20 protein-coding genes are annotated in these 22,797 nt (G+C 58.7%); 5 read left to right on the forward strand and 15 right to left on the reverse strand.

Translation table 11 applies throughout. The features are described 5' to 3' along the window. Positions 1-757, forward strand: a 757-nt coding sequence (locus KGL31_10275) for a cbb3-type cytochrome c oxidase subunit I (GenBank protein ID MDE2322284.1), incomplete at its 5' end; no start/stop codon positions are given. 96 nt (positions 758-853) lie between these two features. Here the strand turns inward: KGL31_10275 and KGL31_10280 are convergent. The 11 genes from KGL31_10280 to mtnA form a co-directional block, all read right to left on the reverse strand. After that, a complete protein-coding gene (locus tag KGL31_10280; protein MDE2322285.1) occupies positions 854-1,675 on the reverse strand; it encodes an NAD+ synthase in 822 nt (273 codons plus the stop codon). After that, positions 1,672-2,529, reverse strand: coding sequence for a carbon-nitrogen hydrolase (locus KGL31_10285; protein MDE2322286.1), 858 nt, complete (start codon positions 2,527-2,529; stop codon positions 1,672-1,674). Before KGL31_10285 ends, KGL31_10280 begins: the two co-directional genes overlap by 4 nt. Beyond that, complete coding sequence (locus tag KGL31_10290) at positions 2,526-3,326, reverse strand: methyltransferase domain-containing protein (protein MDE2322287.1); 801 nt, start codon at positions 3,324-3,326, stop codon at positions 2,526-2,528. The genes KGL31_10285 and KGL31_10290 overlap by 4 nt, the downstream gene beginning before the upstream one ends. Positions 3,327-3,424: 98 nt before the next feature. Further along, positions 3,425-5,917: a primosomal protein N' gene (priA, locus tag KGL31_10295; GenBank protein ID MDE2322288.1), complete on the reverse strand. Its 2,493-nt coding sequence runs from the start codon at positions 5,915-5,917 to the stop codon at positions 3,425-3,427. A 122-nt stretch (positions 5,918-6,039) separates the two neighbouring features. Next, on the reverse strand, positions 6,040-6,747 hold the full coding sequence (locus tag KGL31_10300) for a hypothetical protein (GenBank protein MDE2322289.1): 708 nt from the start codon (positions 6,745-6,747) through the stop codon (positions 6,040-6,042). A gap of 111 nt (positions 6,748-6,858) precedes the next feature. After that, complete coding sequence (locus KGL31_10305) at positions 6,859-7,833, reverse strand: hypothetical protein (GenBank protein ID MDE2322290.1); 975 nt, start codon at positions 7,831-7,833, stop codon at positions 6,859-6,861. A 16-nt stretch (positions 7,834-7,849) separates the two neighbouring features. Further along, a complete protein-coding gene (locus KGL31_10310) occupies positions 7,850-8,176 on the reverse strand; it encodes a carboxypeptidase regulatory-like domain-containing protein (GenBank protein ID MDE2322291.1) in 327 nt (108 codons plus the stop codon). A gap of 83 nt (positions 8,177-8,259) precedes the next feature. Further along, positions 8,260-8,964 carry a uracil-DNA glycosylase gene (locus tag KGL31_10315; protein ID MDE2322292.1) on the reverse strand — a complete coding sequence of 235 codons (705 nt, stop codon included), beginning with the start codon at positions 8,962-8,964 and terminating at the stop codon, positions 8,260-8,262. Between the two features lie 13 nt (positions 8,965-8,977). Continuing rightward, positions 8,978-10,201: a bifunctional phosphopantothenoylcysteine decarboxylase/phosphopantothenate--cysteine ligase CoaBC gene (coaBC, locus tag KGL31_10320; GenBank protein MDE2322293.1), complete on the reverse strand. Its 1,224-nt coding sequence runs from the start codon at positions 10,199-10,201 to the stop codon at positions 8,978-8,980. Between the two features lie 25 nt (positions 10,202-10,226). After that, positions 10,227-12,413 (reverse strand): transglycosylase SLT domain-containing protein, encoded by a 2,187-nt coding sequence (locus KGL31_10325; GenBank protein ID MDE2322294.1) that lies wholly within the window; start codon positions 12,411-12,413, stop codon positions 10,227-10,229. Positions 12,414-12,493: 80 nt separating this feature from the next. Then, positions 12,494-13,549 carry an S-methyl-5-thioribose-1-phosphate isomerase gene (gene mtnA / locus KGL31_10330; GenBank protein ID MDE2322295.1) on the reverse strand — a complete coding sequence of 352 codons (1,056 nt, stop codon included), beginning with the start codon at positions 13,547-13,549 and terminating at the stop codon, positions 12,494-12,496. Positions 13,550-13,926: 377 nt separating this feature from the next. On the opposite strand from mtnA, the gene KGL31_10335 reads away from it, so the two are divergent. The 4 genes from KGL31_10335 (at position 13,927) to KGL31_10350 (ending at position 19,311) form a co-directional block, all read left to right on the forward strand. Beyond that, positions 13,927-15,573, forward strand: coding sequence for a c-type cytochrome (locus KGL31_10335; GenBank protein ID MDE2322296.1), 1,647 nt, complete (start codon positions 13,927-13,929; stop codon positions 15,571-15,573). A gap of 206 nt (positions 15,574-15,779) precedes the next feature. After that, a complete protein-coding gene (locus tag KGL31_10340; GenBank protein MDE2322297.1) occupies positions 15,780-16,997 on the forward strand; it encodes a radical SAM protein in 1,218 nt (405 codons plus the stop codon). Beyond that, positions 16,966-18,168 carry a protein nirF gene (locus tag KGL31_10345; GenBank protein ID MDE2322298.1) on the forward strand — a complete coding sequence of 401 codons (1,203 nt, stop codon included), beginning with the start codon at positions 16,966-16,968 and terminating at the stop codon, positions 18,166-18,168. Before KGL31_10340 ends, KGL31_10345 begins: the two co-directional genes overlap by 32 nt. A gap of 12 nt (positions 18,169-18,180) precedes the next feature. Further along, complete coding sequence (locus KGL31_10350) at positions 18,181-19,311, forward strand: AsnC family transcriptional regulator (protein ID MDE2322299.1); 1,131 nt, start codon at positions 18,181-18,183, stop codon at positions 19,309-19,311. Positions 19,312-19,327: 16 nt separating this feature from the next. Here KGL31_10350 and queC read toward each other — a convergent pair whose 3' ends face one another. The 4 genes from queC to KGL31_10370 form a co-directional block, all read right to left on the reverse strand. Then, the gene (gene queC, locus KGL31_10355) at positions 19,328-20,035 is read right to left on the reverse strand and encodes a 7-cyano-7-deazaguanine synthase QueC (GenBank protein ID MDE2322300.1); all 708 of its coding nucleotides are present in this window, start codon (positions 20,033-20,035) and stop codon (positions 19,328-19,330) included. Beyond that, a complete protein-coding gene (locus KGL31_10360) occupies positions 20,035-20,676 on the reverse strand; it encodes a radical SAM protein (GenBank protein MDE2322301.1) in 642 nt (213 codons plus the stop codon). Before KGL31_10360 ends, queC begins: the two co-directional genes overlap by 1 nt. A 116-nt stretch (positions 20,677-20,792) precedes the next feature. Then, on the reverse strand, positions 20,793-22,280 hold the full coding sequence (locus KGL31_10365) for a DegQ family serine endoprotease (protein ID MDE2322302.1): 1,488 nt from the start codon (positions 22,278-22,280) through the stop codon (positions 20,793-20,795). A 268-nt stretch (positions 22,281-22,548) separates the two neighbouring features. Next, the coding region (locus KGL31_10370; GenBank protein MDE2322303.1) for a hypothetical protein at positions 22,549-22,797 on the reverse strand (249 nt) is incomplete at its 5' end.

The following is a 22,797-nucleotide window of genomic DNA, read 5'->3' on the forward strand; positions in this document are numbered from 1 at the left end:
CTCCCACAACTTCTACTGGATCGCCAAGCCGACAGGGATCATCGCTCTGGGCAGCGTCTTCTCCACCATGCAGGTGCTGCCGCTGCTCTTGATCACCCTGGACGCCTGGAAGATGCGGACGGAGCGGACCAAGGCCCACGAAGCCCTGGCCGAGGGCAAGCAGCGCTTCGTCATGGACGGCGTCTGGACGTTCATCCTCGCCGTCAACTTCTGGAACATCTTCGGCGCGGGCGTTTTCGGCTCACTCATTAACCTGCCGATCGTCAACTACTATGAGCACGGCACCTACCTGACCGGCAACCATGCGCACGCCGCCATGTTCGGCGTGAAGGGTAACATCGCGATTGCCGGTATGCTGTTTGCTTGCCAACACCTGTTCCAGCGCTCTGCCTGGAATGAGAAGCTGATCAAGAGTGTGTTCTGGTGCCTGCAGGTCGGCTTGGTGTTGATGATGATGTTGGATCTGTTCCCGGTCGGCTTGTACCAGGTTGCGACCGTCTTCAAGCAAGGCCTCTGGGCTGCTCGAGCGCAGGCGCACGTAACGGATAACGTATGGATCACCTTGACGTGGATGCGCACGATCGGTGGCGCCGTGTTCCTGTTTGGCGGTGTATTGCCTCTGGCCTATTTCATTCTGTCGAGGGGCACCCGGATGGTCCGTGAGGCCGCCGCAGTCGAGGAAGGCGAATGGACCATCTACGACAAGGAGAAGGCGAAGGAGCGAGAGGCTTGGGCGGCCGGCGACGAGGCCTTCTAATCTGAGGATCTACTAGGTAGGTACATCACACTTCACTCCAACACCCCTCAGTACAACGATCGCGTTGTGCTGGGGGGTGTTGCTTTTCGCTCCGGGTCACTTGCCCCAGTCGCGGGGATAGCGGAAGTCACGGTCGATGGTGCGGGCGGATATCTTGGCGATAAGGGGAGGGCGCCGCTTGTATTGGGAGGCCTGGACCTTAGCGAGAACGGCTCTGATGAACCGCTCGTCGAAGCCGGCCGCAATGAGTTCAGGGATTTCGCAGCGGCGGTCTACCATCAGATAGAGGACCCGATCGACCTCCTCATAGGTAAAGCCCAGCTCCGCCTCATCGGTCTGCCCGACCCAGAGATCGCCACTGGGCGCCTTTCCGACGATGACCTCCGGAATGCCCATATGGCGTGCCAGTTGCCGGATCTGAGTCTTGTACAGGTCACCCAGCGGATTGATGGCGCTGGCCATATCGCCATACAGTGTGCCGTATCCCAGCAGCAGTTCTGTCTTGTTGCTGGTTCCGAGGACCAAGGCCTTAAGCTTGGCTGAATGATCGAAGAGGATGGTCATCCGCTCGCGGGCCATCTTATTGCCCCGGCGAACGTGATCTGACTCGGGGAATCGTTCGAAGTAGGCGTCTACCATCGGCGTGATGTCGATGATGTCCGACTGGATGTGAAGTTGCTTCACCACGAGTTCGGCGTGCTCTCGACTCTCCGGGCTGCTGGTTCGGTACGGCATCAGGAGGGCATAGACATTCTCGGCGCCCATGGCCTCGGCCCCGAGATACGCGGATAGCGCTGAATCTACACCGCCTGAAAGCCCAACCACGACCCTGCTGAACCCGGCCTTTTGGACCTCGTTGACAATGAACCCGGTCAGGATCTTTTGGATAAATTTGCAGTTTAAGGAGAGACCGATCACCTGGTTCCCTCCCGCCTGATGCGTTCCAGTTCTCGAAGCGTAACATCCAGTCGCTCATCTCGAAGCAACGGATTCACTATCCTCGCTCGCCGGATCTCAGTGGAATTGATCTCGGCCACCAGGATCTGTTCGCTAAGATACTCCGCCTTGGCGACCGACTCGCCGGAGGGGGCGATCAGTTCTGAGCCGCCCCAAAAGCAGGCCCCATCCTCGTAACCGACTCGATTCGCGTAGAGGACATAGCAGGTAAAGAGCTGGGCGTAGGCTCGGTTAATCGTCTCCCACGCGCTGGCGTTCGTAAAGGTTTTACCTTCCTCCGGACCCCCGCGACCCGGACTGGCAGACGGCGCGATGAGGATCTCCATCCCATCAAGGGAGGCCACACACGCCGCCGAGGGATGCCACATGTCTTCGCAGATCAGGATCGCAGACCGGCCGATCCTCGAGCGAAATGTCCTGATTCGGCCACCTTCCGCCAGATACCGTTGCTCATCGAAGATCCCATACGTGGGCAAGTAGACCTTGCGGTGGACGTGCTGAATCTCACCCATTGAGAGGTAGATGGCGGCGTTATAGAGGAGAAAATCAGGCGACTCCTCAACCATCCCAACGACGAGATCAATGCGGCGACTCAGATCTCTGAGCCTGCCGAGGATAGGACTGGTCAAGGGAAGGGCTACGGATGAGACGATATCCTTGAGGAAGTATCCGGTCAGGCTCAGTTCAGGAAAGACCAGCAGGCCGACGCCGCGGCTGATCGCCTCTTCAGCCGTTTTCTCATGCAGGGCAAGGTTGCGCTCCAGATCGCCGAGGGCGGGGTTAATCTGGGCAAGGGCAATGATGTGTCGATTCACGCGACTGTTCTCCGTACGTCGGAGGTGGCCAGACTGTGATAGATAGCTTCCATGCCCGGCGATAAAGGGCCGCCATGCGCTTGATAGACGAACAAAGGGCTGAGAATCTGCAGGCCAGGACGTCCGTCTCGTCGCGCCTCCACCAAACTCAATTCTGCCTTGGCGCCAGGATAGGAATGCACCAGGCGCAACATCTTCGGCTCCAGCCGCATCACCCTGAGACCGCTCAACAGGTCGGCAAGCCGCGAGGCATGATAGATCAGACACGCCCGTCCTTTGGGGGCAAGCACGTATCGGATGGCCGCAACCGCCTCTTGTAGGGTTGCGGTCAGCTCATGCTTGGCCTGTCGGATCTCTGGGTCCGGGCTGAGGCGACCGCTGGCGATTTCTCGGTACGGTGGGTTGCAGAGAACCATATCAAAACGCGCCGCCGGCAGCAGTCCCGTAATCCGGCGGAGGTCACCCTCCACGATCTCGATGCGGTTTCGCAAACCATTGAGTTGCGCTCCCCGCCGGGCCCGGTCGGCCAAAGCCGGCTGGACCTCAAGCCCGGTGATGCGAAGGTCCGGATGCCGATGAGCCAGCAGGAAGGTGATGGCGCCGTTTCCACAGCCGAGATCAAGCACCCGGTCGGTGGATCGCGGCGCGGCCCACTGTGCCAGTAACAGCGCATCCATCGAATGGCGGAAACCCGTAAGACCGCGAATAACTTTGAGCCCTGAGATCCCAAGGTCATCCGGAGATTCGCCTTCACGAAGCCACACGTCTGTCTCCCGCTGTGTCATCATTCCGGTCATGGCGCTGCTACTGTAATACATCACCGTTTAAAAGACAATCGGTGAAGGCTCAGCTCTTCACAATCAACGAGGAAAGCCGAATGCTGCTTACTACACGATCAACACAGATCGACCGGATCGACATCGATCTCGATCGCAGCCTGTACCGACGGCGGAAGTAGTGTAATCGTCTCCTTGACCCAGTGGTGCAACATATTCCGGTCAGACCCTTTGGCGAGGATCTGCCAGCGATAGCGTCCTTTCAGTCGGTAGAGCGGCGCCGGCGCGGGCCCCTCGACGGCAAGGGACGAAACGGCTCGTTCCAGGAGAAGGCCGGCGAGTCGCTCAGCTTTTTCTTGCGCTTGCCCCTCGTGCGAAGAGGCAACCACGAGCAGGACGAGGAAGCCGAAGGGCGGAAGGCCACGCGTCTTCCTGAGTGGCCGCTCAATCTGGTACAGCGTTTCGCAATCCTGATTGCGGGCTGCGAGGATAGAATAGTGCTCCGGGTTGTAGGTCTGGACGATAACCTGGCCTGGGCGATCCCCACGACCGGCCCGTCCGGCCACCTGCGTAAGCAGCGCATAGGTCCGCTCGCCGGCTCGGAAATCGGGGATCTGCATCGAGGAGTCGGCGGAGAGGATGCCCACCAGGGTAATTCCGGGAAAGTCGTGCCCCTTTCCGACCATCTGCGTCCCGATAAGAATCTGCGTTCGCCTCTGCTGCATGCCCCTGAGGATCTGCCGGTGCGCCTGCCGCCCTCTGGTGGTGTCGCGATCCATCCTGACGATGGATGTATTTGGAGCGAGACGTCGAGCGGCAGCCTCGACCTGCTGCGTTCCGTATCCGAGCCATCCATAGGCGACCCCGCCGCACCGAGGACAACGTGCCGGCGGCCGCTCTCGATAATCGCAGTAGTGGCAACGCATCCTGGTATCGACCGCATGGTAGATAAGCGAGACGCTACAATGTGGGCACCGTAAGGTAAAGCCGCACTCGCGGCAGAGCAACACCCTGGCGTAACCTCGTCGATTGACGAACAACAGGACCTGCTCTCCTTTCCTCAGCGTCTCCTTGATCGCGTCAGCCAGCGGATGCGAGAAAATAAGCGGAGCGCCTCGCACTTCGCGTCTTGCACTCTCTTGACGCATGTCGATCAGTGCCATCGAGGGTAGCGGTCTGGCGTAGGGCCGATCCGGAAGGAGGAACAGTCGGTAGGTCCCTTCCTTGGCGTAGTGAATACTTTCAAAGCTTGGGGTTGCGGAACCAAGGAGGACGGCAATCCCAAGCATCTGTCCTCTGATTAATGCCACGTCCCTTGCATGATAGCGCGGCTCATCCTGCTGCTTGTAAGAGGTGTCGTGCTCCTCATCGACCACGATGAGGCCAAGGCGGGAGAGGGGCGCGAAGACCGCAGACCTCGCGCCTACGACGATATCGGCCTTCCCGCGCTTGATTCGGCGCCACTGATCCAGCCGCTCGCCCGGCGAGAGGCCGCTGTGGAGCAGCGCAACTCGGTCGCCGAAGCGGGAGCGGAATCGATCTGCCGTGACAGAGGTCAGGGCGATTTCCGGAACCAGGACGAGCGCCTGTCTTCCGTGTCGCACCACCTCGCCGATCACTCGCAGATAGACCTCGGTTTTTCCGCTCCCCGTTGCGCCATGGAGCAGCGCCGGGAAAAAGGTGTGCGAGGACAGTCCCTCCAGGAGCCCATTAATCGCTGTGTGCTGGGCCGAGTTAGGTTCTGGCCAGGAGCCCGTGTCAACCGCAGCCTCTTCCCAGGGGGATCGCTCGATCGCCTCTGTGGTACGGCGGATGAAGCCTTTGGCGATAAGACCGCGAACCCCGGAGGCGCCGGCGATGACTGAGGCTTCCGCAGTTGTGAGCGTTAAGCCGGATTGCAGCAGGCGATCAAGCAGCGAAGCCTGTCGCGGTGCTCGGTGTCGGAGAGCGGCCAACTCGACCTCCGCCGCGGCGCGGTCGACGGCCAGGCTGAGCAGGGGTCGAACGATAGGCCGAACTGAGGGCAGGCGTTCGCGGTATTCCACCCGAGCCAGATTCTGTCTGACCAGCATACTGACAAGCCGATCAACCTCTGCGTCCGGCCATCGCCGTTTGAGGGATGAAAGCGGCATCCCGCGTCGTACTTGCAGTGTGGTAAGCATCTGCCGCTGGAGAGGGCCGAGCTTGTCGGCTTCTTGGATGAGACGCTCTTCGCTTACAACATGCAGGGACAGGTCCGGCGACTCGATGAGCTCGACGGTCCGAACCGTCCCGCGATCGATCCCGGGCGGCAAGGCTGTTCGAATCACCAGCCCCCACGACGTCAGATAATAGCCCGCGACGTAGCGCGTCAGCTCCAGCACATGGTGATCGAGCAGCGGCTCTGGGTCCAGGATCGCGTCGATCGACTTGAGATCCGCAGGATCCATTGGTCCGAAAGGGCGAAGACCAACGATATACCCGGTCACCAGGCGAGGACCAAGCGGGACGAGGGCTCGCTCGCCGACCTCAACCTGTTTCTGTAGGAGCGGTGGGATGGTATATGTCAGGACTCTTCGTGGTGGAACCGGCAGCGCGATATCAGCGAGAAGACGGTCAACTTCAGTGGCCATGCCCAGACTATAGCCGAGACGACCTTTACCTGTAAAGGATCGTGACCGAGAACCGACGATCGGTAACCGTCGTCGGTTCTCGGTCACGAGATTGATCTCGGAGACTTCCGAAACGATCCAGCCTACCCTCCGGTGCCTACTTGGGGCGCATAGACGTTTACGTGATATTTAATATTTTTCTTCATTTTTGGCGATGCTGAACCTAAGCCACCTGTCTCCATGATCGTTGTGTCGACGGACCTCGGCGGTTGTGCGGAGACCAAGCCAAAGAAGAAGGTGCTGTCGCCTTGTCGGTCAGAACTCCCGACACAGACGGGGGAGTCGAAGTTAAACGTCAGCCTACCGTGAAACCGCTCTACGGGTCCGAGACCTATCCTTCCCGGACCGCCGCTCGTAACGACATAAATCAGATCGCCGGCCTGGCCATCGCCATTGTAATCCAGGGTGTCGATGACAGGACCGAAGTCAAATACTATCGATCGCAGGCAAGGCATGTACTGGACCTTGCCAACCTCCTCGACATCGACCGTAGTCTCAGTGGCCTTCTCGAGATCAATCCGGTACTCATACCCGTACAGACCGCTTGCCGGGGTACCGGGCTTGCCCACGAAGGTGCGGGACTCGAGGAAAGCCTTACCTCCGACTTGCATCGGGATAAGCGTGGTACTGCTCCCGGTGATGGTCACCTTGCAGGATGGATCGAAGAGACAATACACGGATGAAGAACTTACGGTGACGGTTTTGAGATTGAGATCGGCCTTGCTCCGGCATCCCGTAGTGAAAACCAAACTTAGCGCTGCACCGATAAGGACGAGCACCCTTCCGGTCATCCCTTCCTCCCCCTTTCTTCCATAGTCACGCCCGGGCGTCATGCATTCATCCTTCTTTGCAATCGGCTTACAGGCGTTCAGCGGTTTCTCATGTCCCACTCAATCCACACCTTATGTGTTCTTCCCCACCAGTTTCAGGAACTCATCGTTGTCGAGGGGCCTTTCTCGAGGCGTAAAATAATTCTTTGGGAACCAGATCAACTTGATGGCCACACTCTTGAGTCCTCCAACGACGCGAATACTGGAGACAGCCAAGGCAATGCGGTTACCATCCGAAAAGAGGGTATTGTCTGTAAGCGGAAAATCAAACCTGCTGAGCGTAAACGCGGTATTGGAGTTCACCGATCCCGACTTCGTGCCGATAGCAAGCAGCTGGACCTTAAACATCTGGTTGGCCCAATCAGCGTCCTCGACGACGATCGTCACTTTCTGGGCCCCATCCGGCGATCTCAGGTCTTCGATCGGTTCCTTCAATGTTCCGACAACCTGAAACGGTCGCTGCTCGTTGGCTGCGAGTGATGTAAAGACTGCCTTCTGGCGGGGGTCCAGCGGCGGCTCCGCGATAGTCAACATATCAATTCTTGCCCCCTCCCCGTTTGGGCTGTTGCTGCTTCCCTCCTTACTCAGTGCGGCTGTCTGGCGATCAATAATTCGATCGGCAATCGATCTCAAAGCGTTACGCGCTTCTTGACTTCCCTCTCCGGCGAGTCTCTTGTCTATACGTTCGAATAACGGTTTCAATTCAAAGTGCTCGTGAAAATTGAGAGCGAGAAGCTCCACCAGCAGTTGTTCCCGGTCGACGGAAATTCGCTCCCCATTCTGGGATCCAATGAACGGATTAATGAGACTATTAAACATGGTGGCTCGCAGCTCACTTTCCGCCTTCTCCCGCTCACTGAGCAGTGTGGTGCCCGCGATCTGACGCTGGCTGTTTAACGTGGTCTGAGTCATTCGATCTTGAAAAGAGTTCGCAAGGCGAGCGCCTACCCATGCCGCGACAATCACTGCGGCAGGCGTGGCAAGCTTGGCTAAGGTATCGATCACCTGCAGAATGCGACTCGAACCCCCTTCTCGACCGCTTGACATGGCCTCCCCTTAGCGTTTACTTCAAATGAATGTCTTGCCTTATCGGCTCCGGATGGCTCTGGATCACTGCACTTCGACCATCGCTGAACTCCACGGTGTAGATACCGGGGGGCAGGAAAAGGCTGTATCCTTTTGACTCATCCGTCTTCACGGAATCTTTAACCACTTTACCCGATGAATCTTTTACGCGGAAACTTCCCCCAGGCTGAAATGTTCCTTTTGTATCATTGACGCGCCCGGAAACCAAACCGGCATCAGTAGGAACAGAGAAAGAGAGAGACAGGGCGACCACAAGACTCATAACGCCGCCGAACCACCACGTGTACCATCCAGGCTTGAACATGTCACGCCTCCTTAGGATGCTGTGTATTAAGTTGTGTTATCTTGATCCGACCGTCAAGAGAAATCTGGCGCTGAGGCAAGGGGTCACGTTTTGCTGAGTTTCTCGTATGCTCGCTGGAGCAGCTTCATATCCTCCCAGACCGTCTTCTTCTCGTACGGGTTACGCAGCAGGTAGGCGGGGTGGAAGGTAGGCAGGACTGGGATTCCATGATAGTCGTAAAACCGCCCGCGTAGTTTCGAGATCGGCTCCCTGGTACGCAGGAGCGTCTGAGCCGCAACGGTACCCAGCACGCAGATTAATTTCGGCTGGATAGCCTGAAGCTGCGCGAGCAGGAACGGCTCACATGCGGCAATCTCATCAGGCTCCGGGTTACGATTGGCCGGAGGCCGACATTTGACGATGTTGCAGATATAGACCTGCTCGCGGGTCAGCTTCATCGCCTCGATGATCCGGGTCAGCAATTGCCCCGCTTTTCCTACAAACGGCTCGCCCTGTTGGTCTTCGTCCGCCCCGGGTGCCTCCCCCACGAAGAGGAGCCAGGCCTGCGGGTTGCCGACCCCAAAGACGATAGTCTTCCGACCCTTGTGCAGCTTGCACCGCATGCACTCCCCCAGCATCTCCCGCACCTGGGTGAGTGCCGGGGATGGTTCAGGGTGCCCCCTCAGGCGCTCAGGCCACGCGACGCGCAGGCGTTCTACCCCTATGAGCTGCTGCCGGCGCACGTGGGCACGAGCCTGCCTGATCAGGTCGCGGAGTTCGTCAATCTCACTACTTGCTATTTCGTCCATCTCAGCTATACCCTCAACACGATACGTTACCCCCTGTCTTTTGCTGCCGCAGACCAACTACACGGTCGAGGATCCGCCGCGCCACCTCTCGCTTGGAAAGCAGCGGGAGTTCGTCGATCCCTCCATTAGGATCGAGGAGAACCACTTGATTGGTCTCATAAGCGAAACCGACCCCCTCTTGGCTTACGTCGTTCGCCACGATCATGTCGAGGTGTTTGGCCGCCAGCTTGTGGCGGGCCCGCCGCACGAGATCACCGGTCTCCGCCGCAAAGCCGACGACAATCCGCGCGCCCTTTTGCGCGCCGATCTCGTGCAGGATGTCCGGATTCGGCACCAACTCCAGCATCAGGGGTACCTGCTGTTTCGGCAGCTTGGCGTCCGCCGGCTGCGCGATACGATAGTCGCTGACCGCAGCGGCCTTGATCACTATCGTGGCCTCAGCCAGCCGGTCCAGCACCGCCGTGCGCATCTGCAGGGCGGTCTCGACCTGGACGCACTCGACCCCCGCGGGTGGGGTCAAGGTAGTCGGGCCACTGACCAGTAGAGTGCGGGCGCCACGCGCCACCGCCTCCGCCGCCAACGCGTACCCCATTTTGCCGGAGGCGCGGGTACTCAGGTAGCGGACCGGATCGAGCGGCTCACGCGTCGGGCCGGCGGTGACGAGGACCACCTCGCCGCTCAGGTCACGTTGCGGGCGGAGTATCTCAATCACGACTTGCATGATCTCGTCGATCTCGGCCAGACGGCCGGGACCCCACACCCCCGAGGCCAACTTCCCCGTCGCGGGCCCTACCATACGCACTCCCCAGGTCCGCAGCCGCGTGAGATTCTCTTGAACGGCCTGGTGGCGATACATGGCTGCGTCCATGGCGGGCGCCAGGACAACCGGTCGCGTGCAGGCCAGGAAGAGGGCGCTCAGCAGATCGTCGGCAAGCCCATGGGCAAACTTTGCGATGCTGCCGGCTGTGGCCGGGGCGACCAGGAGCAGGTCGGCCTCGTGCGCAGTAGCGAGGTGCTGAATCTGGGCCTGGTCATCCAGCGCTGCGTGGTCGGTCATTACCGCCTGTCGGGAGAGAGTGGCAAAGGTCAGGGGGGTGACAAAGCGCTGGGCTGATACGGTCATGACGACCCGGATGTTGGCCTCCGCCGCGGTGAGCGCCCGCACCAACTCAACAGCCTTATAGGCGGCAATGCTTCCGGTTACGCCCAGTACAATCTTTTTGCCTGTTAGCGTCATCTCTGTCCACCCCGCACTCTATTCCCTACACCCCGCCTTTGTCTGCGCTGTACTGCGCGCGATAGCGGTAATAGCTGCCGAGGACCCGCTTCACATACGCTCTTGTCTCTGCGAACGGGATCTCCTCAATGAATTCGTCATCAGCCCGATCCCCCGACTGTTCCAACCAGCGGCGCACCTGGTGCGGCCCGGCATTGTACGCCGCTAAGGCCTTGGCCCAGTTGCCCTTGAACTCTTCGATCATCGAGGCCAGGTATCGAGTGCCAAGCGGGATATTGGTGGCTGGCACATCGAGCTTGACCGACTCGACCGGTCTTCCCGCAGCTCTGACCAGGCCGTTGGCGGTCGCAGGAAGCAGTTGCATCAGCCCAACAGCCCCGGAAGACGATACGACCCGTTCGCTAAACCCGCTTTCCTCCCGGATCAGCGCTACCACCAGGTATGGATCAATGGCATAACGCGCGCTCTGCTCCTGTACCAGCCCCCAATACCCGAGCGGATAGAGGAACTCCCAATACCTCGGCATCGGCTCTACGGGCCGAGTCTGCGCGTACAGCGGGCGAAGCAGGCGTTTTGCGATCCACACACTCTTTTCGAGATCACCCAAGTCGAGCAAGGCGCTACAGGCTTCATATAGGACTCCGCGGTCGGCCGCATACCGTCCTGCGAGGGCCCGGAACTCCTCCGATGCCTCCTCTCGCAGCTTCAGTTCCTTGAGCAGTCTGGCTTTTGCCGTCTCAACAGCGCAGGATTGCTGGGATAAGGTACAGGGTGAAGGCGCTCCTGCCTCCTCCTGCCTCCCACCTCGTGACTCGTCACTCGTAACGGGCAGGACGGCTTGCGCAGCCTTTCGGTTCAGGGTCCGGAGGCGGCGACGCGTCTGTTCGGCGTAATAGTCCTCGTCGCTGTGGGCCTTGAGCAACCTCCGGTACGTTTCTACTGCCTGCCCCCTCCTTTTCAGACCTTCAAGGACCCGTCCCTGCCAATAGAGCGCTTGCATCTGAAACCGCGAATCTGACGCGCCCCTCGCATGCAGTCGTCGTAGATCAGCAAGCGCCTGCGTAAACGCCGACTGTCGATAATGGATCCAGGCCCGAGCCCAGAGGGCGGCGTCAGCGAACCGGCTCGATGGGTAATCCTTGAGAAGCCGATTGAGCGCCCGTACTGCCAGCCTCGGTTTGTCATCGTTGCTGTGCTGGAGCGCCATCAGGTAGAGCGACTCGGCGGTAAAGGGGCTGTTCGGATAGGCATCGACCAGGCGGGTCCATGTCGTAATGGCCTGTTCCCGGTCGTCAATTCTGGCATAGCCTCGCCCAATCCAGTACAGCGCTTCCACCGAATGAAGGGAGTGATCCCGCCCCAGGGGCGACAGGAGGCTGATGGCCTGGCGATAGTCCCGGCGTTGAAAGTAGCTGATGCCGCTCCACAGTCTTGCACGGGAGGCAAACCTGTCCTGAGCCCTGTCGAAGGGGGGCGAGTCATCACTGAAGAACGGCGAAAACGCGGTAATTGCCTGAGCGAACTGGCCGCTACGGTACAGGTTAAGCGCTCGCTCGAACTGCTCGTCTGCGGTAAAGGGCGGTACCTCCGCCATCGAGGTCAGAAGTTCGCCGGCTCGCGCGGCCTCCCGGGTTGCCGGCCACTTGAGCCACAGCTCGCGTAGCAGCGCTTCAGCCTCCCGTCGTTTGCCTGTCTTGAGGGCGATCTCTGCCAGCGCGAGTGACGCCTCTCGCCGCCTGGACTCGCTCGAGGCGTGAGACAGGTAATCCTGGTACGCCTCCTCGGCCTGCGCAAGCTGATTCGCATCGAGATAGAGCCGTGCGCGCTCTTGCCGGGCTCGCTCGATGAGCAGGCTCTCCGGGTGCTCGTGAACCAGACGCGACAGCATCGCCAGAGCTCGAGAGTTCAGGCCAAGGGTCTGACAAGCAGACGCGGCATAGTACAGGGCGTAGTCGCTCAGCAACGGCACGTACGTTGCGGACGCCTCCAATGCGTCGGCAGCCTCCTGCCACCGCTTCTGTCTGTACAGTGCCACACCCAGGAGGAAGTGGGCCTCGTGCGCCCTGGAGAAGCCCTCGCGGTGGCGCAGATCGTCGAGGAGAGGTACGGCGGTCTGGTCATCGTTGGTGTCGATGCGCTCGAGCGCTTCCCGCCATAGGAGTGCGGCCGACGTTTCCGGTGAGGCGGCGGCGCATAGCGGCGCCGGCAGCATCAGCAGAAATATTATTCCCGCCGTCTTTAAGCGAGACCAGGCAACCGGTTGCATCCGGCAGCGCACCGGCGTGGCGGGCCTCATGGAGCTAAGGCAGCAGGTCCGGTCAGCGCAGCCAGGCCAGAATCATAAGGGGACCGGACCACCCCCCGATTGGTAATGAGAGCGGTAATGTAGCGATGCGGCGTCACGTCAAAGACGGGATTTCTCGCCCTGACCCCCACTGGCGCGGTCCGGACACCTGCCCACCTGGTCACCTCCTCGGGATCGCGCTCCTCGATCGGGATCGCCTCGCCATCTCGAAGCGACAGGTCAAGGGTGGACAGGGGCGCCGCGACATAGAACGGGAGCCTGTGCGCCTGCGCCAGGACGGCCAGGGTATAGGTCCCGATCTTGTTCGCCACGTCGCCATTGCGGGCGATCCGGTCAGCCCCGACGATGACGAGATCGATCTCGCCCCGCTGCATCAGGTGCCCGACCATATTATCGGTGATGAGCGTGACCGGGATGTTGTCCTGTTGCAACTCCCAGGCAGTCAGCCTGGCGCCTTGCAGGAACGGTCGCGTCTCGCCGGCCCACACTGATAGTCTGGTTCCGGCCGCGTGCGCCGCGCGGATAACCCCCAGGGCGGTTCCATAACCCGCAGTGGCCAGGGCGCCGGCGTTGCAGTGGGTAAGAATGGCGGCCCCATCTGGGATCAGCCCTTGGCCGTACATGCCGATCGCCCGGTTATCCCGGATGTCTTCCTCTCGGATCTGCTGTGCCTCCCGGATGAGGGTCTGGACGAGCTCGGCGATCGGGAGGGCCTTATGCTGCTCAGCGCATCGCTGCATCCGCTCGATCCCCCATGCCAGGTTCACGGCCGTGGGGCGGGTCCGGCGCAGCGTCTCGCCATGACGCGACAGCTCCGTGAAAAACTCTTCGAAGGTGTTTGCCCGGATCGTCTGCGCCGCTAGCGCCAGACCCATTGCACCGGCTACGCCGATCGCAGGGGCGCCGCGGATCTGCATGGACCGGATTGCGTGCGCTACGGCCGCCATATCGCGGCACTCGACATATACCTCCTCTACCGGCAACCGGCGCTGATCCAGGAGCCGGACCGTGCCTGCCGACGTCCATTCGATGGTCTCAAACATCTCGCGTCTCCATGACTCGCCTGTTCCCGCTTTCGCGTTCTCACGCTCGTCAACTGCCGAATAACGACGTATCGCTCTGTGCTTACCCTACCATTGCTGTCCAGACGCTTTCAACCGAAATATGCTGTCCGATTTGGCTGAAGAAAACTCTTGACGGGGAGACGCTGGCAGTGAGATAAAAAGGAGACGCTGGCAGTGAGATAGTGGCACCCGATGTAGCTGTGGAATGCGGTGGCTAACCCTGCCAGTCACAGAAACACACAGTTTAGCATTACGAGCGTCTTTTAGTCATCTCTGGACCACGATCGATGTCAAATCAGAGAGCGCTGACCATGAAGGTCATGGGGACACCATTCGACGAAAGGAGAAGAAGTAGTATGGCGACCAAAACGAAGTTGGCGTTATCAGCTCTGTTGCTATGGATGCTATGGATCGTTCCGGCCCAGGCGCAGCAGGCGCCTGCCGCGCCGACACTTCCGCCGGCTCCACCTATCTCGCCCGCTGAGTTTGAGTCGGCCAAGCGCATCTATTTTGATCGGTGCGCGGGCTGTCACGGGGTCTTAAGAAAAGGCGCAACGGGCCCGATGCTTCTGCCTGAGAAAACCCGCGCGTTAACAACGCCGGTTCTGAAAGCGTTTATCACGAACGGTACGGGGGGCGGTATGCCGGACTGGGGTCGGCAGGGAATCCTCTCGGAGGGTGAAATCGATCTGATGGCCCGCTATATTCAGCAGGATCCGCCCGTACCACCCGAGCTGCCCATGGCGGAGATGAAGAAAAGTTGGAACCTGATCGTGCCGCCCGATAAGCGACCCACAAAGCCCGAGCACAACCGCGACTGGCAGAACTTCTTCTCCGTCACCCTGCGCGATGCCGGCCAGGTGGCCATCATCGACGGCGACACCAAGGAGATTGTCAACATTGTCAAGACCGGCTTTGCGGTCCATATCTCGCGCATGTCCGCTTCAGGGCGGTACGTGTACACCATCGGCCGCGATGGTCGAGCGACAATGATCGATCTGTGGATGAAGGTTCCGGATAAGGTCGCAGAGGTAAAGCCATGCAGCGATGCCCGCTCCATTGACACGAGTAAGTATAAAGGCAAGCTCGGCGACTTCACGGACAAGCTCGCTGTTATTGGGTGCTATTGGCCACCGCAGTTCATCGTGTTGGACGGTGCCACGCTGGAACCGTTGAAAGTCGTCAGCACCCGGAGCATGACCTATGATACGATGGAGTACCATCAAGAGCCCCGGGTCGCCTCGATCGTGGCGTCGCACTTCAAGCCTGAGTGGGTTATTAACATCAAGGAGACCGGGCTGATCTGGCTGGTCGATTACTCGGATCTTAAGAACCTTAGAATGACCCAGATCCAAGGCGAGAAGTTTCTGCACGATGGCGGTTGGGATTCCACCAAACGCTACTTCATGGTAGCGGCTAACATGGCGAACAAGGTGGTTGTCATCGACGTCGAGAAAGGCAAGCTGGAGGCGATCTTCGAATCCGGAATCAAGCCTCATCCGGGGCGCGGCGCCAACTGGATCGATCCGAAATTCGGTCCGGTGAATGGCACACCGCATCTCGGCGAAGGTAAAGTTGCCGTGTACGGCACCGATCCGGCCAAGCACAAGGAGTATGCGTGGAAAAAGGTGAGGGAGATCAAGACCCTGGGAGGCGGTGGCCTGTTTATCAAGACGAACCCGAAGAGCAAGTGGGTCTGGGTGGACCACGCCCTGAACGGTGATCCGGAAATTCAAAAGAGCGTCTGCGTTTTCGAAAAAGAACATCCAGAAAAAGATACGAAATGCTGGAAGGTATCAGACAAAGGGCGCGCCGTTCACTTCGAGTACAACAAGGCCGGAGACGAGGTATGGGTGAGCGTGTGGGGTAGAAAAGACGGCAAGAGCGAGATCGTTGTTTATGACGATAAGACGCTAAAAGTGAAGAACAGGATCGATGATCCGCGCATCATCACGCCGACAGGTAAGTTCAACGTCTATAATACGGTACACGATATTTATTAATCGGGGTTGCGCATAGAGAACCGGACCGCCAGGGTGAGTCTCAAATAGCTCACCCTGGCGGTCTTTCACGTTGCCGTAATGTGTTATAGGTTGACCAATAATGCGGGCTCGCCGGCTGGCGTTTGGAATGAGGGCCGGGTGGGCTTCCTGAGCAACATATGGCCGAGATATCACCAGGAGGCGTAGTCGACCCTGGGTTATAGACGATGTTGAGAATCACGGAGCTTTTGTGTGGGCCGGTTCGAGGCTCCCAGTTACCTCCGAAGCGGAAAGATGAATCGTCTCTGCCGCCCTCTGTCGAAAGACCGGTGGTTATCTGGAATCTAACGCGACGCTGCAACCTCCATTGCCTGCACTGCTACAGCCAGTCGCAGGACCGCGCCTACGCCGATGAGTTGACGACCGATGAAGGGAAGCGGTTGATCGCTGATCTGGCCGATTATAAGATCCCGATGCTCATCCTGTCCGGTGGCGATCCGCTATTTCGGGAAGATCTCTACACACTAGCAGGGTATGCGAAGGATCTGGGATTACGTTGCGCGCTGTCAACGAATGGGACGTTGATCGACGCTGCGACAGCGAAGCGGTTGAGGCGTGCCGGTATTACCTATGTCGGCGTCAGTCTGGATGGAATCGGCCCGGTACATGATCGTTTTCGAGGAATGGATGGCTCGTTTGCGCTGGCGCTACAAGGGCTGCGATATGCTCGCGATGAAGGGATCAAAGTTGGTGTGCGGACCGCCCTTTGCCGCCGGACCCTCCCTGATCTTCCGGCGATGTGTGACCTGGCGGAGCAGGAGAACCTGGACCGTCTCTACTTCGCCCACCTGGTCTATTCGGGACGAGGCGCGGGACTCATCCATGACGATCTCTTGCCTGAGGAAAAGCGAGCCGCACTCGATTATCTCATCCAGAAGGGTGTAGATTTTCATCGCCGCGGTTTCAAGATCGAAGTGACCACCGGCAATAACGATGCCGATGGCGTCTACCTCTACTTGAAGATGCGAAGTTCAGTCCCTGCGCAGTCGGAATCGGTGTTCCGCCTCCTGAAACGCCGAGGGGGGAACAGTTCCGGCATCTCGCTGTCGTGTATCGACAGCCTCGGACACGTCCATGCCGACCCGTTCTGGAGGCATTACTCTTTCGGCAATATCCGTGAGAGGAGTTTTGCGGGGATCTGGGAAGATACCGCTGATCCGATCATGCGCGTCCTGAAAGATCGTAGTCACGTTCTCAAGGGTCGCTGCGCTCGTTGCCCGTATCTTGAGCTCTGCGGCGGCAACTCGAGAGTAAGAGCGGAGGCAACGACCGGGGACCTGTGGGATTCCGATCCTTGCTGCTACCTGAGTGACGAGGAGTTGGGGATCTCGTCGGATGGAAAGGAAGATAGCTGTGCAAGCACGTATTCGTCAGTTCGCAGTTAAGGTTTTTCTCATTCTCTTGGCGCTTGGTCTGCCCCTGCAATCGAGTGCTGAAGAGCGGCGTTGGGGTACGGCATCGTTGGTGGTCGTCATCGAGCGACAAGCCGGCAGTGTCCTCGTTATCGACTCCTCCCGCCACGAGCTGCTGGGGCGGGTTTCCGGGCTCGGCAACCTCACCCATGCTACAGTAAAGTTTTCGCCGGACGCGCGCTACGCCTACGTCATCGGTCGCGAGGCCCAAGTATCGAAGATCGACCTTTTGACTCTCAAGCTCGTCAAGCAGGTGAACGCAGGAAAATCGTCCGTCGGCGGCGTGATCAGCCAAGATGGGAAATACGTGGCCTTAAGCAATTATATTCCCGGCGAGGTACGCATTCTGGATGCCGACACGTTGGATCTGGTGAAAACGATCCCGGCGCTGCGCACGGACGCGAGCGGAAAGGGGTTGCCGTCCCGGGTAGTGGGATTGGTCGACGCTCCGGGAAACCTTCTTCTTTTTTCCCTGATGGACGCCAACAGCATATGGGTCGTGGATGCAGGGAAAAAGGAGTTTCCGGTCATCCGAAAGTTTACGGATATCGGGAAGGTGCCCTACGATGCCCTGATTACTCCGGATGGGCGCTACTACCTCGTGGGCTTTTTGGACTCGAACTGGATGGGACTCCTCGATACGTGGAAGCTTGATCGGGTCGTTCCGATTCTTACCGAGCAAGGCAAAGGTCCCGAGGTCCCGCTGTGGAAAATTCCACATCTCAAAGGCTGGGCGCTTGCTGGAAGGCTGGCTTTCCTTCCTGCGCTTAAGCGGGAGATAGTTTTAGTTTATTCGGCGCTCGACTGGACGCCGCTTCCTCCCATACCGATCAGCGGCACCGCACTTTACACCGTGGCACGGCCTGACGGACGTCAGATCTGGGTGGACATTATCGGCAAGAACGGGGACCTAATCGATGTCATTGACGTTGAGAGCATGAAGGTTATCAAAACACTCAATCCCGGGCCAGGGGCCACACATCCGCAGTTTACACCTAAGGGAGAAGCCGCATATGTCTCTCTCATGGACGGCGGAAAGGTCGTTGTGTACGATACGGCGACTTTTCAGGTGCTGAAGGAGTTTCCGGCGGATCATCCATCCGGGATCTTTTTCGCCAATCGGGCGCACAAATTCGGGATGTGATAAGAGGTGTGAATGCTCGAGATGGATGTACTTGACCGCAAACTACTGGACGCGATACAGGCCGGTATCCCGCTGGTAGAGCGCCCCTACCGCGCTCTCGGCGAAGGTGTGGGCCTTGCCGAAGACGATGTGCTCGGGCGCGTTGCCCGACTCAAGGCCGAAGGTTTCATCCGAAACATCGGCGCCATCTTCGATACGTCGCGTCTTGGCTATCGGTCATCGCTTGTGGGCTTCCGAGTACGTGAGGAGTGCGTTGACGAGGCGGCCGCCTTGATTAACACTCATCCCGGGGTAAGTCACAACTATCTTCGACAGTATACGCTTCCTGACTCCTCCGGTGTCAATGCGTGTTGCCCGTATAATATATGGTTCACCCTTGCCATCGCCCCCGAGAGCCGGCTGGGGCTCGAAGCCAGCGTGGCCGCGTTGGCGCGAGATACGGGCGCTGACGCGGCACGGCTCTTTCCGGCGCTCAGAATCTTTAAGATCGGGGTCCGTCTGGATATGGATGCTGATGGCGCAGGCGTGCGCAAGGAAGAGGGTCATGTCTTTGCGGGTAATGGTCATTCCGAGCGCGGCTTAGATTCTGATGAGCGCCGGATCGTACGGATCCTTCAAAATGATCTGCCGCTTGCAGAGGAGCCGTTTCTTGAGGCCGCCAGGCAGTGCGGACTGGGCGTTGAGGCGATGTTGGCCTGTGCTCGCGAACTTCTCCAACGGCACATTATGCGTCGGTTTGCCGCGATCTTACACCATCGCAAAGCCGGCTACACCGGGAACGTCATGGCGGCGTGGTCGGTGCCGGAAGAAAAGGTAGAGAGCGTAGGGCAACAGATGGCGCAGTTTCGCGCAGTCAGCCATTGTTATCAGCGTCCCACCTTTCCGGAATGGCCGTTTTCGCTCTTTACGATGGTTCATCAAAAGAGCCGCGGAGAATGTGAGGAGACAGTTGCGGCGATCAGACGGGAGACGGGGATCGACAATTACGCTATGCTGTGGACGGTGCGGGAATTCAAAAAAGTTCGGCTCAAATATTTTACTGGAGAGGATGCGGCCTGGGAGGAGAAAGCCGCAACGCGGATTCCTCAGAAGGCTCCTCGGGGGCCGAGCGATCTGGCCGAGGCCGATGGACTCGCGCCATGAGTCACGTACCGTATGGCTACCGCTCAAAAGGCGGCCCACACGAGGCAGTAGGGCCTGGATCGGGGATGCCGGCTTCGGCGAAGCCTTTTCCCCGTAGAATACAACTGTCACAGGCGCGACAGGGCCGTCCATCCGGAGTCGGGTCGTAGCAGCTCCAGGTGAGCTGGAAATCGATCCCAAGGGCAGTGCCTCGCTGAATAATCTCGGCCTTGGACAAGTGGATCAGCGGGGTATGGATGGTGAGCCTGGATCTACCTTCAACGCCAACCTGGGTCGCCAGATTCGCCATCCGCTCGAAGGCCGCGATATATTCCGGACGACAATCCGGGTACCCGCTATAGTCGATCGCGTTGACCCCAAGAACGATGTCTTCCGAACCGATCACCTCCGCCCAGGCCAGCGCATACGAGAGAAAAATAGTGTTGCGGGCGGGGACGTAAGTGACAGGGATGCCGGTCCCGATTTCCTCCAGCCCGCGGCTCTTCGGCATCGGGATGTCAGCGGTCAGCGCCGAACCCCCGATTTGTCGAAGGTCGAGGTCAAGGATCAGGTGTTGCGACGCGCCAAGGGCGGCCGAGACTCGCTTCGCGCTCTGCACCTCGCGCGCATGACGCTGGCCGTAGCGAAAGGTGAGGGCGTAAAGCTCATACCTTTCCTTCGCCATCGCGGCTGCCGTTGCGGAGTCGATCCCACCGCTCAGCAGGACGACAGCGCGCTTATTCACTACACCCCCCGCCGACTGGGATCCCAAAGGTACTTATGAAGCTGAATCTGCAGCCTGGCGTCGAGTCGATCAGCCAGGAGCCATTCCGCCAGTTCCCCAGGATGCAACTCGCCGAATACCGGAGAGAATAGAACCTGGGCCTTTTCGGCCAAGGCGTGCTCTGCCATTACGTGCTTAGCCCACTCGTAGTCGCCGCGATCCGCGACAACGAATTTGATCTGGTCCTTCCTGCCGAGATACCGGAGATTATCAAGATTGTTGTGAGGGTCCATCCCACTTCCCGGGGCTTTGAGGTCCAGGATCTTGACCACCCGGTGGTCCAGACGATCAACACTGAGGCTTCCCCCTGTTTCGATCAAGACTTCGTACCCCTCAAGGAGCAAGCGATCGATCAGGGGGTACACCTCCTCCTGCATCAACGGCTCTCCCCCCGTAATCTCGATCAGTGGGCACTTATAGCCCCGTACCTGTTCCAGTACCTGCTCGACCGAGCGTGGCTCACCCTCGTGGAACGCATAGGCCGTATCGCACCACCGGCACCGAAGGTTACACCCGGTCAGGCGGACAAAGACACACGACCGCCCGGCATAGGTCGATTCTCCCTGGATACTGTAGAAAATCTCGTTTACACGGAGGCTCAAAACTGTCTTAACCTTCTTGCTTGATGTTCGGATGCTACCAAAAAAAGATGGGCAGGCTTTCTTCTCATATGCTATGCGAAAGCCTACCCATCAAATAACTCGAAAGCTCGATACGCCTACCCTTCGGATCCGATCACCACATAGCGCGTCCCACCGTCCCGCTTGACCAGAAGTAGTGTGGGTTCATTCGGCTTGGTCTTCTCCAAGACCCGCCTGACCTGGCTTACCGTCGTCACCCTTACCCGGTTGATCTCCAGGATCAGATCCCCGGGTTGCAACCCGACCGCGTCACCAGGGCTATCAGGTTCAACCTCCGTGATTACAACGCCTTTCTCACCCTTCAATCCAAATTTACGAGAGAGCGTCGGATTGAGCTCCTGAATATCAATGCCCAGCTTCGTTTTCGGAGAGGACGACGCCATAGCCGCTACCTGCTCCTCTTTGAGCTGGCCAACCTTGATCTGCAGCGTAAGTTCAGCCCCATCACGGATGACTTTCATGGGGACCTCTTTTCCCACCGGGGTGCTGGCCACGATGTGAGGCAGATCAGTGGAGGTCTTGACTTTCTTGCCATCGAACTCCACAATGACGTCCCCCTGTTTGACCCCGGCGTGTTCGGCTGGTGATCCCTCCATAACATCCGACACCAGGGCGCCATTCGCCTGCTTGAGGGAGAATTTCTTACCCAGGTCAGGGGTAATCGGCTGGATCGCCACGCCAAGCCATCCTCGGGTAACCTGCCCACGCTCTTTCAACTGGGGCAGGACCTCCTTCGTCATATCGATGGGAATCGCGAAGCCGATCCCGATCGAACCGCCCGTTGGGCTAAAGATGGCGGTATTGATTCCCACCGCCTCGCCGTTGGTGTTGATCAGCGGTCCGCCACTGTTGCCTCGGTTAATCGACGCATCGGTCTGAATGAAGTTGTCATATGGGCCTTCGCCAATGAACCGGCCCTTGGCGCTGACGATGCCGGTGGTAACCGTCTGGTTCAAACCGAATGGATTGCCGATCGCCATGACCGGCTCGCCGACTTCCAGCTTATCCGAGTCACCAAGCGGGATCACCGGGAGATTGGAGGCCTCGATTTTGATGAGGGCGATATCAGTCTTCGGATCTCTCCCGATCAGCTTCGCCTTGAACTCTTGGCTGTCACCCAGTTTAACGGTAATATCCGTGGCGTTCTCGACTACGTGGTTATTTGTCAGGATATAGCCGTCTTTATTGATAATGAATCCGGATCCCAGGCTCGTCGCCTTGAACTGCCTGGGTTGGTCGCCGAAGAACCGTTTGAAGAACTCGTTGAAGGGGTCGTCTTCACCGAAAGGGCTGCGAGAGGGGACGCCCCTTCCCTTGATGACTTGGGTGGTGCTGATATTCACCACGGCGGGAGTCAGTTCCTTCGCCAACTTGACCCAGAGCTTACCATCCGAGATCTGACTCGAACTAAACAGCCCGCTCTCTCGTTTTTCCGTCCAGAATTGGGCAGTCGTGGCCTTTGTGAGCGGGACCAGATTCAATGAGGCCGTGATCAGAACTCCAAGGATCAAACAGGACGCTGCAACTGTGATTAAAGTTCTGGCGTTAAACCGTCCATTACGCATCGTATCCCCCTGCCATGGTGTAATCTTACTCTGTTTCCTTTTCGACAAACCCACATATGCACCTTAATATTAGTAACGGTAAATGCGGGAGCGTTTAGCAGAACCTCCCCACATTCGGCTACAACGCTCCCCGCGTTTATTAACTTAAGCTTAGCAGAGTAGTGGCCTAAATTCAACATCCTCTCTGTGTACAAAAGTGGAGCCAGGCATATGACTTCCCTTGGTGAGACAGGAAGCAATCTGGAACGCATGAAATTCGTACGCGGGATCACAGATACTCGCGCTCGGCTTGGCGGATGGCGCGATAGCGCTCGAAGGCCTGGTGTGGGTCTTCGAGTCCCAGCAGCGACTTGAGGGTGCTGCCGCGAAAGGTGTGGGCGATCATCCTTGGCGTATTGCGGAGCACGAAGAGTGGGCTGTGCCAGAACACGGCCGGCAGGTGGCGAAGCTTCATCCACCGGTCGGCCCGCCACCGCCTAAACTCAATCTCCTCAGCCGAGAGGTGCTCGCTTCGTAC

The organism is Candidatus Methylomirabilota bacterium (assembly GCA_028870115.1).
Taxonomy (GTDB): domain Bacteria; phylum Methylomirabilota; class Methylomirabilia; order Methylomirabilales; family Methylomirabilaceae; genus Methylomirabilis.